Here is a 12816-nt window from a genome sequence, read left to right as displayed (position 1 = left end):
TCAGCGGCCCAGGCGCGATGCGCCCGCCTTCTGGATTTGCGCCTGGGCCATCGCCGCGCCGCCTTGGGCGCCACGGATGGCGGCCCGGCTCTCGGCGGCGGAGATCTTGCCGTTGATGTCCTGCATCAGATCCTCCGTCAGGATCGCGCCGCGCAGATCGAACTGGAACACCGACTGTCGGCCGCCGCCGGCCAGGCCGGACGAGAACGACAGGCTATTGACCTTGCGAACGGTCGACAGCGCGCCCCCCGTCGTGATCGAGCCCCCGCTGGCGTAGCCGCGCAGCGAGCCGCTGTTGATCGCTTCCAGGAGGCCCCGGTGTTGCCGGGTGGCCTCGGCGTTCACGACGAACTCTTCGTTGGACAACTTCAGGAACCGGCCGCTGGCCAGCTGGGCCAGGATCGCGTCATCCCTCGGGCCGCCGGGGCCGCGCACCAGGCCGCCACCGCCGGCATAGCCGGGGATGGCGCCGCCGCCGCGAAGACCCAGGAAGCCAGCCACGATGCCCGCACCCTCGGCGCTGGCCGACGAGGTCGCAGCCGCCGTCAGCGCCAGTAGCGCCGCCGTGGCCGAGGTCGTGGCCGCCGTTAGAGCGGTGACGCTCACGGTGGCAGCGCCATCCGCCGCCGCCTTCGCGCTCGAAGCCGTCGCTCCGGCCGCGTCGGCCGCCGTATCGGCCGCGCCGAACAGGGCATTGAGCGCCTTCTCCGCCGCCGCCGCCGTGGGCGCGATCAGCAGCTGGTCGACCAGGCCGCCAATGATGCGCTCGCCGGCCACGCGGCCGATGTTGGCCAGGACGTCGTCGAAGTTGCCGGCCGCCAGCGCCGCGCTGACAAGCGACGACCGGAGGGCCTGCAAGCCATCGACGACGCCCGCATCAGCCTGTTCCGAGCCCGGCACGATCACCGACCGGCGGTAGGACGCCAGCTGGCTCTCGTTGGCCCGCTCGACCGCGCTACGCTGATAGGCCTCGATCGCCGGCAGGGCGGCGAGGCGTTGTTTCGCCACGGCCTTCTCGGCATCCGACGCCGTCTTCGAGGCGATGATGGCTTCGACGCGAGCGCGCTCTTCCTGCTGCTGCAGGTCGAGGATCTTCAGCTCCAGGTCACGGCGCTCGGCCACCGTGGTGGCGAGGCCTTGTTGCGCCTGGAGCAGCTCGGCGCGGTTCCGGCGGTCATCCTCAGCAAGGGCGACGGCTTGGTCGGCGATTTCTTGGTCAGCGACGGCCCTGGCGCGGGCCTTCTGTTTGTCTGCCGTGTCGTTGGCCAGCTTGGTCAGACCGGCGATCTCCTCGGGCGTGTAGCCACTCGGATTGGCCTTCGACTTCGCCTGGTCGGCCAGCTCTTCCTCACGCGCCTTTCGCGCGCTCTCGATCCGCGCCAGCTCGACGTTGAGGCGGTCCTGGGTCGAGGAGGTCAGGTCCGCCTGGGCCTGGAGCTGATCGTCCTGGGCGCGCGCCAGATCGGCGGCGTAGCGGCGGTCGTGCTGCAGGTCCGCGCGCTCTTCTTGAAGCGCCGTGCGATCGGCCCTCTTCCCGGCCTGCTGAGCGGCGTAGCCCTCGGCGGCCGACTTGATCTCGGCGGCTTCCTTCGAGGCCAGGGCGTAAGCCTCGTCGAACTTCAAACCGTCCTTCATGTACGCCGACGTTTTCTTCAGCGTGTAGATCTGCGCCTGGAGTTCGCGGGTCGCGGCGCCGTTGTGCGCAGCCTGAGCGATCTTCAGGCGGGTTTGGAGATCGGTCAGCTCCTTTGCGAGGTTACGCCCGCCCGTGCGATCTTCCGGGCGAACGAAGTCCTCGGGCTTCAGCGCCTTGAGCCTATCCAACTCCGCGTTCGCCGCTTTCAAGTTCGCTTGAGCCTGGGCCACTTCCTGCGAAGCCGCGCCCTGCGAGAGCGCTTGAACCTGGGACAGGCCGACCGACGCCGCAGCACCGGCAGCGCCACGCGAACCGGGTTCGCCAATTGGGCCGCGCACGGCCCGCCGCTCTTCCTCCTGGCGCGCGGCGGCCTTGTTCAGATCGATCTGGGCCTTGGACTTCAGCGCTTCGAGGCTGGCAATGGCTTCGGCACGGCGTGCGTTAGCGGCTCGATAGAGCTGATCGGCCAGCTCGCCCACGGCGCCGGCGAAGGCGGTTACTTTCGGAGCCTGGTTCGCTGCCTGGATCCCCAGGCCCTTAACGCCTTCAGACGCCGCCCGACCGTAGGTAGCAGTCTCCTTGAGCTTGTCCGACAGGGCGGTCGTGTTGGCGCGCAACGCCGCCTGGTCTGCCGCTGCCTGCTTGACGTGGCGGTTGTGCAGGATGATCGCTCCGACGATCGCGCCCAAAGCCAGAACCACGGCGCCGCCGACGACGCTGCCCCCAATAAGCGTGAGCGCGCCGGTGAACAGCTGCGTTGCAACGGCCCCGGCGCGAGCAGCGATGCTCGCGGCACCGACAGCGGCCGTGTGGGCGGCCTGCGCAGCCGCAGCGCGCCCAGACGCTACCGTCAGGGCGGCTTCCGCGACTTCGAGCTCCTTGGTTACGGCAGCTAACCGCCGACGGTCTGCAATGGCATTTTTGCCCGCTTCACCAAACTGCGTCGCAGCAGCCGTGGCGTTGACCGGGTCCGACAGTCCGCCAGCACCGACGCGGATGTTTCCGAAGCCCGCTGCTGCGTTGGTCGCTGCTTGAGCCTGCGCCGCCCTCGCCGCGAGACGCTGCTCCGTGGCTAGGGCAAGGTTGGCCTGATATTGGGCGGCCTCTTCGCGCAGCGCGGCAATGTTCGCTTGGATCGAGGCGATCTCAGCTTGGTTCGCCTTCACAGCGGCGTCGGACTTCAGAACCGCAGCGCGAGCGCCGTCGATCATAACGGCGTTACCGCTAGCCACAGCCAAGGCCAGCTCGATCTGTGCGGCGTTGGCCTTGATCAGACCTCCGGTCACGCGAACGCCGTAGGCAGCGCCGATCACGCCAAGCGCGGGAACGATGACGTCGAGGTTGTTCGCGACGCCCTGGATGCCAGCCGACAGCCTGGCCGTAGCGCTCAGCGAGGCGTCGGACTCACCGATGTACTTGCCGAGGGCGTTGTTGATGATCTGTAGGGACGCGCCGATTGTCAGAGTGGCCTTCTCGGCGACCTGTTCGGTCTGCTGAAAGCCGATCAGCCCGGCGCGGAAGAACTCCTTGTTCGAGACGTTGCCGGCGATGATGTCGGCCCGGAGCTTGGAGATCGATCCGCCCCACCGATCGCTTCCCCGTGCGACCGCCTGAATGATAGGCCGAGCGCCTTCCAGCACGCTGTTGAACTCTTCCGCGCGGAAGATCGTGCTTCCGAGACCTTGCGTCAGCTGCAGGAGAGCGCCGCGAGCTTCCTCGGCGCTGCCGCCTTGCACCTTCAGCGCTGCAGCCGTGCCGTTCGTGAAACGCAGGAGATCCTCGTTGGAAGCTCCCAATTCCTTCTGCGCCGCTGCGGTCCTGCCATAGAGGGTCCCAAGCTGCTCCAGCGGGGCGCCGTATTTCTGGGCCGTCGCGAACAGGCGATCCTGAACGGTCGTGAGGTTCTGACCCTCAAGCCCGGCAACCTTCAGCTGGTTAGTGTAGCGAGTATAGCCGTCCGCGTAGTCCTTGATCTTGTTCGCCGAGAACCCCGCAACCAAGCCGGCCCCGATGGGCGCGGCAGTCGCTAGCAGGGCGCTGCGGATCTTCCCGCTGCTAGCCCCGAGCTGGCCTTCCATACGCTTAGACGCAGCCAAGAGAGGGTCGTAGACCCGGCCCATCTTACGCCCGGCGTCGTCGAGCTTGCGCACCGACTGGTCGAAGCGGGCCTCGATTGCGCGGGCGCGCCTATCCGTCTGGGCATTCGCCTTCGACAGGGCCTGCTCGTACTTGTCGATGCGCGCTTCCAGGCGAACGAGTAGGCGCTGAACGTCGATGTCGGCCACAGCACCCCCTTAGTCGGGGGTCTTAGCCCCGTACTTCTTTGTTTCTTCCAGCGTCCGCTGAAGCTCATCGGTATGGCGAGCGAGCGCCGCCGCATCTTGGTCAGGGGAGGTCTTGCCGGGCGGACACGTTGCGGCCCAGGCACGCTCGAAGGCCAAGCTGGCCAGCGCAGTCGATCCAGCATCGGCACCGTCGTCGCGCGAGGGAGCTAAGCTGACCTCGCGCGTACGCGGCACGCTGATGAAGCGTCTGAACCCGACGTAAGCCCCGAAGCCGTTCTTGCCGTTGACCTCGCCGCAGACAACGTCGCCGCGTGCTCTGACGTCGCGAAACTGCGCTGAAGACGGATCGCGAAGACCCGCCGCAGCGAGGTCCTTTCCGGCTCCGGTGGGGCCACAGCTGCATACGCTTAGCGCTACGGCGACCAGGGTTGTACGACGCATGCTCTCTCCCTCTCCAGGAGGGAGCCTAGCCGTACTTCGCCATGAGTTCATCATGCTCCGCGTCCGTGGGCGCGGGCGGCTTGTCGTCGTCGGTGCTGTTGGCCTTGCGGTAGCCCTCGACGATGGCCCGGAACTGCCAGAGCGACATCCGGTTCACCTGGTCGATGTCGTAGCCTAGGGCGCCGGCGTTTCGGTAGATGCTGGCGAAGGAGATCCGGCCGTCTGGGAGCCTGTCCCCGTCCCCTCCGCCCCCAGCTCCCCCAGGCTTTCGTCGGGCTCCGCCAGGGCGGCGTCCAGCGCGGCCAGGGCCACCAGGGCGTTCTCGTACCAGGCGGGGCGCTCGGCGACGTAGCGGTCGGCCAGGCGCTGGGCCTCGTACTGGTTCATGCCGCCGCCGATCAGGCCGAGGCGGATCGTGTGGAGCACGTCGGCCGTGGTCCACTGGTTGGTGCGAAGGCGATCGAGCACCAGGCCCGGCCCCACGCGGCGGATCGAGCCGTCGGGCTTGCGGTCGCCGCAAACCTCTTCCAGCTCCTGCAGCTCGCCGAGCGCGAGGCGGAAGGTATGCCTTCCGCCTCCGAACGACAGCTGGATGCTGCCGTCGTAGCGCATCAGGTGACGGCCGAGCCTTCGATCTCGCCCTCGGACTTGAGGTTGATCGAGATCTCGCAGCGCTTGCCGCGATCACCCGTCACCTCGAAGTCCGAGCAGTGCCAGGCGCCCTCCCAGAGGTAGCCGCCCGCGATGTCGACGATGACTTCGCAATTCTTGGCGTCCTTGTCCTTCACCCAGTCGAAGAAGAAGGCCAGGTCGGCCTTGTCCAGAGTGCCCGAGGCGTTCACCTCGCCCGAGACCGAAACCTTGTCGCGGACGAGCCAGGCGACCTTCTCCGGGTCCGTGCAGTCCACCTCGGCGGTGTCTTGCAGGTCGGCGGTGAATTTGATGCCGCGCTGAGCGTTGAGGCTGCAGCGGGCGGTGAAAACTTCGGGTGTGGCGCCATTGCCCACCTTCAGCACGAGCTTGATGCCCTTGACCGAGGCCATGGTTGTCTCCGGGAAAGGCCGCGCCAGGGCGGCGATGGTTAGGAAGGTTCGGTATCGAACCGCAGGGTCAGGACGGCGTGACGGCTAAGGCCGTCCGGATCGTCCAGGTATCGGGCGGCGCTGACCGCCTGATCGATCACGTCGTGGCCGGGGACTGCCAGGTCGGCCCGGAAGGCCTCGACCACGGCGCCGGCGACGGCGCGGATCTCGTCCGACGATACGGCGCGCGAATAGACGTCCAGCTGGACGACGGTTTCCGCGCCGCTGTTGCAGTCGGTCTCGTCCTCGAAATCGACCTCGACGGGGCCGAGCGCGACATACGGGAAGACGGCCTTGGGCGGCACGCGGTCGTAGAACCGGGTCTTGCCGCCCATGCTGGCCTTGACGCCGGCATTGTCGCGAAGCCGCAACTCGACCGAGGCGCAGATGGGTCCGGTAGGATCCTTCATCACGTCACCGCCGCCTTCACGGCCTTGTTCAGCGCCGTGGTCCGGCGGCGCTTGTAGGCCTTCCGCCGAGCGCGGACTGTGGTGAAGAAGAATGGGTCAGCCGCTTGGTTTTGGGTGCCGAACTCAAAGGCGTTCGCGTAGTCGTAGGTTACGTGCTTGCCGCCGGCCTTGGATTTGCGGCCCTGGGTGTCCCCAGACCCTAGAATGACATCGCCATCGTAAGTTCTGTTGCCGACCTTCTTCGTGGTGAGCGGCCCGCCAGCCCTGACGTCCCACGATAGCTCGTGCGGGCCGGGCTCCTTGCGGATCGACTTGGCCAGGTTGCCGCTGCGACGCGGCACGATGCGCTTCATGCGCTTGACCAAGTCGTTCGCCTCGAACTCGACCTCCGCTTCGAGCACGGCCTTGCCGGCGGCGGACACCCGCGCCAGCTTCCGTTTCAGCTCAAGGCGACCTTCCATCTTGGTCCTAGCCATCGGCGCCGCCCGTATCGCAGGTGAAGTCGATGACCTTCCGGCGCAGATCCGGCAGCACCGATCGAATGTTGAAGGCCGCGCCGGTGCGCAGATCCAGGACACGGAAGTCGGCGGTCACCTCGCGCATGGCGCCAGAGGCGCGCACGCGGATGACCACGGGTTGGACGCCCGTCAGGCGGGCCTGCATGACGGTCTCGCCGCCGCGCAGGAAGGTGTAGCGCGCGGCGGTCTTGAACCTGTCCTCGGTCTCCCAGTCCCCCAGGCGGTCGCCGTTGGCGTCCTCCGCGCGCTGCTGGAACTGGACGCGCTCGCGAAACTCGCCGGAACGCATGTCAGTCCTCGCGAACCGGGTTCGCCTCGGCCTCCTCGGCGGGCGTCCCATCCGGGACCTCGCCGCGCGCCGGGGCCTTGATCCGTTTGGCCACGCCGGCCTCGACGGCCTGGCGCGCGCACTCGGCGGTGACCGACAGACGCTGGCCGGCGCTGTAGCGCACGGTCACGCGGCGATCGGCCGGCGGCACGAAGCGGAACTTGTCGGTGAACTCGACCCAAGCCATGGCGCGGCCTCCTAGACCTCGGGCGTCTCGAAGGGACGCAGCAGGTTGTCGATCGTCTTGAGCCGCTGCTCGCCTGCCGCTGCTTCCGGTGGGTCGTAGAGGTCTTCGACCATCAGCAGGGCGGCGGCCTGGACATTGGCGGGCACCGGATCGCCGAACACGTGGCGGGTGCGGATCCGGTCGCTGGCGGCGTTGATATAGAGGGTGATCAGGGCGTCGGTCTCATCGGACCAGACGCCCAGGTGCTGCTTGGCCAGGTCGAGCGTGACCAGCGGCCCGGCCGGGACTTCGACCGGGTCCGCCATCACGCGGCGCCTTCAGCCGGCGGCGGCTCTTGGGCCGTGGCAGTCTTCAGCGCCTCGAGTTCCTTTTCGAGGATCTCCTTGGCCGCCCGTTCGGTGTCCAGCTCCTCCAGGGCGGTGAGCTTCGCTTCCTTCTCGTCGCCCAGAGCGGCCTTCAGCTCCTCGACTTCGGTCGCGAGAGCCTGGGTCGCCGCCTGCGCTTCAGAGAGCTGTCCAGTCAGAGCTTCGATCTGCTGTCGAGCGGTGGCGAGATCGGCCTTGTGGATGGCCAGATCGCGCTCGGCGACCTTGAACTTGGCGACCGCCTCTTTCGCGACGCCCGCTTGCTTGTCGACCTCGGCCTCCAGCACATCGGTGGGGCGGGTCTCCTCGGCGAGGCCGGCGGCGATCCACGCCTTGCCGTACTTGGCCGAAACCTCGACCACAGCGCCGTGGTCATACGAGAACGAGTCTCCGGCCATGGCCGTGAGCATCTTGACGAACATGGCGTCCGATCCTGTCGCGAGAGGGGAAGAGAAAGCCGGCCGAGGCTGGCCCCGGCCGGCGTGACCGCCTTACGAGGCGGCGTTGGCGTAGTGACGGATCGCCTCGTTCGAGGCGTCGATCAGGTCGCCGTCATGGCGCGACCAGGCCAGGAAGCCGACCTGGCCCTTTTCCATGTACTTGCTGTCCGCGAAGCGGAAGAGCGTCACCGCCATCACGTCGCGGATCAGGTACTTCTTGAAGTCGCCGAACAGGATCGACTTCGCCCCGGCGGCCATCTGGGGCATGTGCTGGTTGATGGTGTAGCCGTAGCCCAGGATGTCGTTCGGATCGCCGCCGGTGACGCCCGGACGCCACAGCGGGCGGCCCGTGCTGTCCTTCAGCTTTTTCAGCACCTTCAGCGTCTGGTCGTGGAACATCCAGCGCGCGCCCGAGGCGCGGTAAGCCGGATCCACGCTGTGCTCCAGGTCCACCAGATCGTCGTAGGTGACGCTGGTGGTCTGGCCGGCCGCGCCGGTCTTGCCCAAGGCGGCAGCGACGCCGACGCCGCGCGGCTTGTTGGTGCCGTCGCCGACGGTGAAGTGGCGGTTCGTGATGCGGGCGATGCGCTCGGCCAGGGCGCGATTGACGTAGGCTTCCACGTCGATGCGCGAGTCCTGGATCAGCTCGATCGGGATCACCACGACCTTCGAGCTGTACTTGTAGGCGCCGATGTCGGTCGTGCCGAACGTGACGTCCTGGCCGGTGGCCGCCGTGTTCTCGCCGACCAGCTCGCCTTCCTGACCGGTCTCGTCGACCGTCGGATAGTCGATCGAGTTGCCGCCGTCCGTCTGGATGACGTCGGCGACCGAGCGCACGCCGCCGTAGGCCGCCATCTTCTCCAGCAGGGTGGCCGAGAAGTCGCGCGGCACCAGATAGCCGCCCTGCGAGCCGGTGCCGACCGACTGCGCGCCGTACAGACGGCGGGCTTCGTTGCGGCGGTTGTTGACGTACTCGCGCTGCTCGTCGTTCAGCTGCTCGGTGCCGCCCCGGCACCAGGCGTCGAAGATCGCCTTCTCGGTGGCGACGTTCTGGGTCTCTTCGTCGGCCGAGCGGCCCGTGCGTTCGGCGCGCTGCTGGCCGCGTTCGTCCAGGCTGTCTTCCAGCTGCAGGGCGCGCTCGAAGCGTTCGATCTGGCCGTCCAGATCGTCGATCTTGGCGTACAGCTCGTCGACCTGGGCGGCGGCTTCCGGCGTCCAGTCCTTCCCGGTCTTGGTGTCCAGGATGTTGCGGGCTTCCTTCGCGTGGGCCGTGCGCTGTTCCCGCAGGGCCTGAATGCCTTTCGACATCAGTAGTCTCCATAAAAAAAGCCGCCGGGAGGTCCCTGGCGGCTTGGGTGTGACGCCCTTGCGGGGGCGGGCTTAGGCGGCGCGTTCGTAAAGACCGAGCCGGGCTTCGTAGCGCTGGCGGTCATTGGCCATCGCGTCGAAGGTTTTCGCCGCCGGCTCGCGCAGCGCCTTGGGCGCGTTGCGGTAGGCGGACAGATCGAAGTTGGCGGCGGAGGCGTCGGCCTTCTGCTTCTCGGCGACGCTATCGGCGAAGCCATGCTCGACGGCCTCGGCCGACGTGAACCACGTCTCGGCGACCATCCAGGCCTTGATCTCGTCGACCGTCTTGCCGGTCTTGGCCACGTAGTCGTTGACGATCGTGCCGTCGACCTTGTCCAGAAGATCGGCCGTCGATCGCATCTCATCGGCGTTACCGATAGCCAGCCCCCAGGCTTTGTGGATCATCACGAAGGCGCCGTCGGCGATGCGGATCTCGTCAGCCGCCAGCATGATGAAAGAGGCGGCCGAGGCGGCCAGGCCGTCGATATGGGCGACGATCTTGGCGGGGTGCTGCTCCAGCGCGACCTTCATGGCGCGCGCGTCAAAGACATCACCGCCCGGCGAGTTGATGCGGAGGTTGATCGTCTTGGCGTCGATCGCCTTCAGATCCTTCACGAAGTCCGAGGCCTCGACGCCCCAATAGCCAATGGCGTCGTAGAGATAGACCGTGGCCTCGTCGCCCGAGGCTTCCGCCTTCGGCCGTGAACCGCGGTCCCTATTGCTGGCCAGCAGCTGGATCAGCTTTTGCATCGCCGGTGTCCTTTTGTTGCTTTGGGGTCCAGCCGGTCAGCTTGTCGGCGTTGGGGTCGCTGCTGCGAGGCAGACGGCGACGGCGGCGGACTTCGTTGGGGGTCATGTAGCCAGGGCCGGCCGAACCCCCGAGGGCCACGCGATCGGCTTCCGATCGGCCCTTCGTGTCGGACTGCGTCAGGGCCTCGGGATCGTGGGCGCAGTAGATGGCCCACGGCGTGTAGAGCTTCCAGCCGCACTCCTGGGCGATGGCCACGAAGTGCGGGTCGAGGGTGTGGACGAGGTAGAGCAGGCCCAGGCTGTCGACGCCCGAACCCCAGGTGGTGTCGTCCATGGCCAGCAGAGGGCGGGGCACGCCGAACAGGCGGGCGATATCCTCGACCTGGAACTTGCGGGTTTCCAGCAGCTGGGCGTCCTCGGCCGTGATGGCCAGCTGCTTGACCTCGCCGCCCTGGTCGAGGACGGCCGGGCCAGAGTGGCGATTGGCGCCGCCGAAGCGGTCTTTCCAGACGCGCCGGATCTCGTCGGCCTGGCCCGAGGCGTTCTTGAACTGGTTCGGATAGGTGATGTAGCTCGGCGGCGTGGCGTCGTTCTCGAAGAAGGCGCGCGCATAGCGGTCGGCTTCCAGGCCGATGCCGACCGAGGCCCCCATCGCCTGGATCGGGGTCTTGCACTTGAGGCCGTCCCATTCCGTCGAGCCGGGGAAGTGCAGCACGTCATCCTGGTCGGCAATGACGATCGTGCCGTCATCGAGCGTGAGCTGGTAGCGCAGACGCCCATTCCGCAGGCTGATCGTCACTCGCGCCATGGGGATCGGCCACAACGCCACCGGCTCGCCCGAGCGCTTGCGCTCGATCCAGACGATGCCGTTCCCGCGCAGCAGCATCTGCGAGACGACGAGCCGCCAGAAGATGGTCGGCGTCATGCGCGGGTTCGGGCGATCCTTCAGCAACCGGGCCGTCGGATGATCGACCAGCTCGACGTCGAAGCCGTCCTCGCCACGACGGAAGGACAGCAGCGGCGCTTTGGCGATGGCCGAGGCGATCAGGAAGACGCAGCGATAGACCGTCGAGTGCCGCATCGCCGTGTCGGGCGAAACGCCGGCGCCCAGGTCCGGGAACAGACCCTGCCAGGCTTCCAGATCCGACGACAGAAAAGTGGTGGCCGCCTGGGGCCGATCCGCCGTGGGCTCGTCGAGAACCAGCGGTCGGTAGGCGGCTGAGGCCTTGGGTTTGGATCCGAGCATCAGACCTCCACCACGCCGCCGCCGATCGTCTCGTCCTCGGGCTCCTCATGGAAGGCCAGGACACAGCCCATGACCGCAGCCACGATGCCGTCGATCTTCTCGCGCGACTTCTTTTTCGCCGGGGCGAAGTTCATGTTTTCGTCGAAGCGGACGACGGTGTTGCCGGCCATCCACCGCAGCATCGGGTTGCCGCCGTGGTCCATCTGCCCGGCATAGACCAGGCGCTCGAAGTGCTTGGTGCCTTCGCCCAGCGAGGGGATGCCCTGCCGGATCTCGACCATCTTCTCAGGATCGACGCCGGCCTTTTGCAGGTCGCCGATCAGCTTGCGGGCGTTCCACGGATCGTAGCCGAGCAGCTCGATCTCGTAGTCGTTGAACGCTTCCAGCACCGCCTCATAGACGGCGTTCTGGTCGACGTAGTCGCCGTCGGTCGTTTCCAGCGCGCCGACCGACAGCCACTTGTCGTAGCTGACGCGATCGTTGCGAACCCGGTTCGCCAGCGTCTCCTCGGGCACCCAGAAGCGGCAGACCAGTTTCCAGGGCTCGCCCGGTTCGACGGGCGGAAAGAGCAGCACCAGCGCCGTGACGTCCTGGGTCGACGACACGTCGATGGTCAGGAAGCACTTGCGGCCCAGCAGATCCTTGGGGAACCGCTTCCAGGCCTTCTTGTCCTTGGCGCAAGCATCCCAGCGCTTGATGTTCAGCCACCGGACGAGGCTGTCGACCCACTGGTTCAGGTGATAACGCCGGAAGTGGGCCTCGGCGCGCGGATTGTCCTTGGCCAGCGCCGCCTCGCGGCGAAGGAAGGCCATGGTGGGCGACAGGCCCAGAGATGGGTTCGCGCCCGGCCAGTTGGCCTCGTCGAACGGGTCGGCGTCGGGATCCGCCGCGAAGATCACCACCAGGGTGGTCGGATCGTCGATGCGGCCTTCCAGGATCGCTCGGCTCTCTTCCCAGAGCCCGAAGCCGACCACCTTGTCTTTCAAGCCGGCGGTCGAGGCGTACAGCTCGATCGGCTGCAGGCGAGCGCCGGTGCCCTGGCGAAGCGTGGTCGAGAGATCCAGGCTCTCCCATTCGTGCATCTCGTCGCCGACGATGACGGTGGGGGAGCGGCCGTGCTTGCCCTCGGCCTTGCCGGTGAGCAGCTCGAACAGCGCGCGGATCTTGGGGATCCAGAGCGACTTCTTAAAGCCGACGATGCCCTTGGCCAGCGGCGGCGGCTTGCCGTCCGACCGCTCGCCGAAGACCATGGCCTTCATCTTGTCGAAGACGATTTTGGCCTGTTTCTCGTCGCGGGCGAAGGCGAAGCCCTGCCCGGCGACGGTGCCGTCCAGCACGAAGAACAGCAGGGCCAGCGCCGACAGGAACTCGCTCTTGCCGTTCTTGCGCGGGATCCAGAGCATCAGCCGGCGGAACAGCCGGACCTGCTCGACCTTCGGTTCGCCGGTCTCTTCGTCCAGCAGGTCCACCGGGACCTTCCAGCCGACCAGAAGCCTGACGATGAACTCCTGCCAGAGCACCAGCCGGAAAGGCTTCCCGGCGAAACGGTCCTCGGTCAGCGTGAAGATCGTGGGCCACAGATCGACCGCGCCTTGGGCCTTGGCGTAGTCGAACCACGCGCCGGGCACCGACGCCGCGCGCTTCCACTGGCTGACCACCCAGGCGTAGGTCGGGTCGTTCTCGACCGCCTTCAGCCAGTCGGGCAGCGGCCACAGACCCTCACCCGCGCCCGCCTGGATCGCGTCCGGCGAGGCGCCGGCCGACGCCTCGTCGCGCGTCAT

The 12816-nt window shown here is 67.3% G+C and carries 15 protein-coding genes; all 15 read right to left on the bottom strand.

Annotated elements, in window-relative coordinates; genetic code table 11:
• On the bottom strand, positions 1-3921 hold the full coding sequence (locus tag CVUC_RS08815) for a tape measure protein (RefSeq protein WP_096034591.1): 3921 nt from the start codon (positions 3919-3921) through the stop codon (positions 1-3).
• Positions 3922-3930: 9 nt separating this feature from the next.
• Positions 3931-4362, bottom strand: coding sequence for a hypothetical protein (locus CVUC_RS08810; RefSeq protein WP_096034590.1), 432 nt, complete (start codon positions 4360-4362; stop codon positions 3931-3933).
• Positions 4363-4387: 25 nt separating this feature from the next.
• A complete protein-coding gene (locus CVUC_RS20670; RefSeq protein WP_272865294.1) occupies positions 4388-4510 on the bottom strand; it encodes a hypothetical protein in 123 nt (40 codons plus the stop codon).
• 26 nt (positions 4511-4536) lie between these two features.
• Positions 4537-4974, bottom strand: coding sequence for a gene transfer agent family protein (locus CVUC_RS08805; protein WP_096034589.1), 438 nt, complete (start codon positions 4972-4974; stop codon positions 4537-4539).
• Positions 4974-5405, bottom strand: a complete 432-nt coding sequence (locus CVUC_RS08800) for a phage tail tube protein (RefSeq protein ID WP_096034588.1) — start codon at positions 5403-5405, stop codon at positions 4974-4976. Before CVUC_RS08800 ends, CVUC_RS08805 begins: the two co-directional genes overlap by 1 nt.
• Positions 5406-5443: 38 nt before the next feature.
• On the bottom strand, positions 5444-5854 hold the full coding sequence (locus CVUC_RS08795) for a DUF3168 domain-containing protein (protein ID WP_096034587.1): 411 nt from the start codon (positions 5852-5854) through the stop codon (positions 5444-5446).
• Positions 5854-6330: an HK97 gp10 family phage protein gene (locus CVUC_RS08790; protein ID WP_105212850.1), complete on the bottom strand. Its 477-nt coding sequence runs from the start codon at positions 6328-6330 to the stop codon at positions 5854-5856. Before CVUC_RS08790 ends, CVUC_RS08795 begins: the two co-directional genes overlap by 1 nt.
• Positions 6323-6661, bottom strand: coding sequence for a head-tail adaptor protein (locus CVUC_RS08785; RefSeq protein ID WP_164512752.1), 339 nt, complete (start codon positions 6659-6661; stop codon positions 6323-6325). Before CVUC_RS08785 ends, CVUC_RS08790 begins: the two co-directional genes overlap by 8 nt.
• A 1-nt stretch (position 6662) precedes the next feature.
• Complete coding sequence (locus CVUC_RS08780) at positions 6663-6887, bottom strand: hypothetical protein (RefSeq protein ID WP_096034584.1); 225 nt, start codon at positions 6885-6887, stop codon at positions 6663-6665.
• Between the two features lie 11 nt (positions 6888-6898).
• Positions 6899-7192 (bottom strand): head-tail connector protein, encoded by a 294-nt coding sequence (locus CVUC_RS08775; protein ID WP_096034583.1) that lies wholly within the window; start codon positions 7190-7192, stop codon positions 6899-6901.
• A complete protein-coding gene (locus tag CVUC_RS08770; protein ID WP_096034582.1) occupies positions 7192-7674 on the bottom strand; it encodes a hypothetical protein in 483 nt (160 codons plus the stop codon). The genes CVUC_RS08775 and CVUC_RS08770 overlap by 1 nt, the downstream gene beginning before the upstream one ends.
• Positions 7675-7743: 69 nt before the next feature.
• Positions 7744-9000: a phage major capsid protein gene (locus CVUC_RS08765; protein ID WP_096034581.1), complete on the bottom strand. Its 1257-nt coding sequence runs from the start codon at positions 8998-9000 to the stop codon at positions 7744-7746.
• 72 nt (positions 9001-9072) lie between these two features.
• Positions 9073-9789, bottom strand: coding sequence for a head maturation protease, ClpP-related (locus tag CVUC_RS08760; RefSeq protein ID WP_096034839.1), 717 nt, complete (start codon positions 9787-9789; stop codon positions 9073-9075).
• Entirely contained in the window at positions 9755-11035 is a 1281-nt protein-coding gene (locus CVUC_RS08755; RefSeq protein ID WP_096034580.1) for a phage portal protein, read from the bottom strand. The genes CVUC_RS08760 and CVUC_RS08755 overlap by 35 nt, the downstream gene beginning before the upstream one ends.
• Complete coding sequence (locus tag CVUC_RS08750; RefSeq protein WP_096034579.1) at positions 11035-12816, bottom strand: terminase large subunit; 1782 nt, start codon at positions 12814-12816, stop codon at positions 11035-11037. The genes CVUC_RS08755 and CVUC_RS08750 overlap by 1 nt, the downstream gene beginning before the upstream one ends.

Source organism: Caulobacter vibrioides, assembly GCF_002858865.1.
Lineage (GTDB): Bacteria > Pseudomonadota > Alphaproteobacteria > Caulobacterales > Caulobacteraceae > Caulobacter > Caulobacter vibrioides.
The sequence above is the reverse complement of the archived record's forward strand: the minus strand, read 5'-3'. Positions and strand labels throughout refer to the sequence as shown.

Bases quoted from the DNA above. Each gene is read 5' to 3' on its own strand.
- CVUC_RS08760 (WP_096034839.1), bottom strand. From the start codon at position 9,789: ATGCAAAAGCTGATCCAGCTGCTGGCCAGCAATAGGGACCGCGGTTCA.
- CVUC_RS08755 (WP_096034580.1), bottom strand. From the start codon at position 11,035: ATGCTCGGATCCAAACCCAAGGCCTCAGCCGCCTACCGACCGCTGGTT.
- CVUC_RS08795 (WP_096034587.1), bottom strand. From the start codon at position 5,854: ATGAAGGATCCTACCGGACCCATCTGCGCCTCGGTCGAGTTGCGGCTT.
- CVUC_RS20670 (WP_272865294.1), bottom strand. From the start codon at position 4,510: ATGTCGCTCTGGCAGTTCCGGGCCATCGTCGAGGGCTACCGCAAGGCC.
- CVUC_RS08790 (WP_105212850.1), bottom strand. From the start codon at position 6,330: ATGGCTAGGACCAAGATGGAAGGTCGCCTTGAGCTGAAACGGAAGCTG.
- CVUC_RS08785 (WP_164512752.1), bottom strand. From the start codon at position 6,661: ATGCGTTCCGGCGAGTTTCGCGAGCGCGTCCAGTTCCAGCAGCGCGCG.
- CVUC_RS08775 (WP_096034583.1), bottom strand. From the start codon at position 7,192: ATGGCGGACCCGGTCGAAGTCCCGGCCGGGCCGCTGGTCACGCTCGAC.
- CVUC_RS08770 (WP_096034582.1), bottom strand. From the start codon at position 7,674: ATGTTCGTCAAGATGCTCACGGCCATGGCCGGAGACTCGTTCTCGTAT.
- CVUC_RS08805 (WP_096034589.1), bottom strand. From the start codon at position 4,974: ATGCGCTACGACGGCAGCATCCAGCTGTCGTTCGGAGGCGGAAGGCAT.
- CVUC_RS08750 (WP_096034579.1), bottom strand. From the start codon at position 12,816: ATGACGCGCGACGAGGCGTCGGCCGGCGCCTCGCCGGACGCGATCCAG.
- CVUC_RS08800 (WP_096034588.1), bottom strand. From the start codon at position 5,405: ATGGCCTCGGTCAAGGGCATCAAGCTCGTGCTGAAGGTGGGCAATGGC.
- CVUC_RS08780 (WP_096034584.1), bottom strand. From the start codon at position 6,887: ATGGCTTGGGTCGAGTTCACCGACAAGTTCCGCTTCGTGCCGCCGGCC.
- CVUC_RS08810 (WP_096034590.1), bottom strand. From the start codon at position 4,362: ATGCGTCGTACAACCCTGGTCGCCGTAGCGCTAAGCGTATGCAGCTGT.
- CVUC_RS08765 (WP_096034581.1), bottom strand. From the start codon at position 9,000: ATGTCGAAAGGCATTCAGGCCCTGCGGGAACAGCGCACGGCCCACGCG.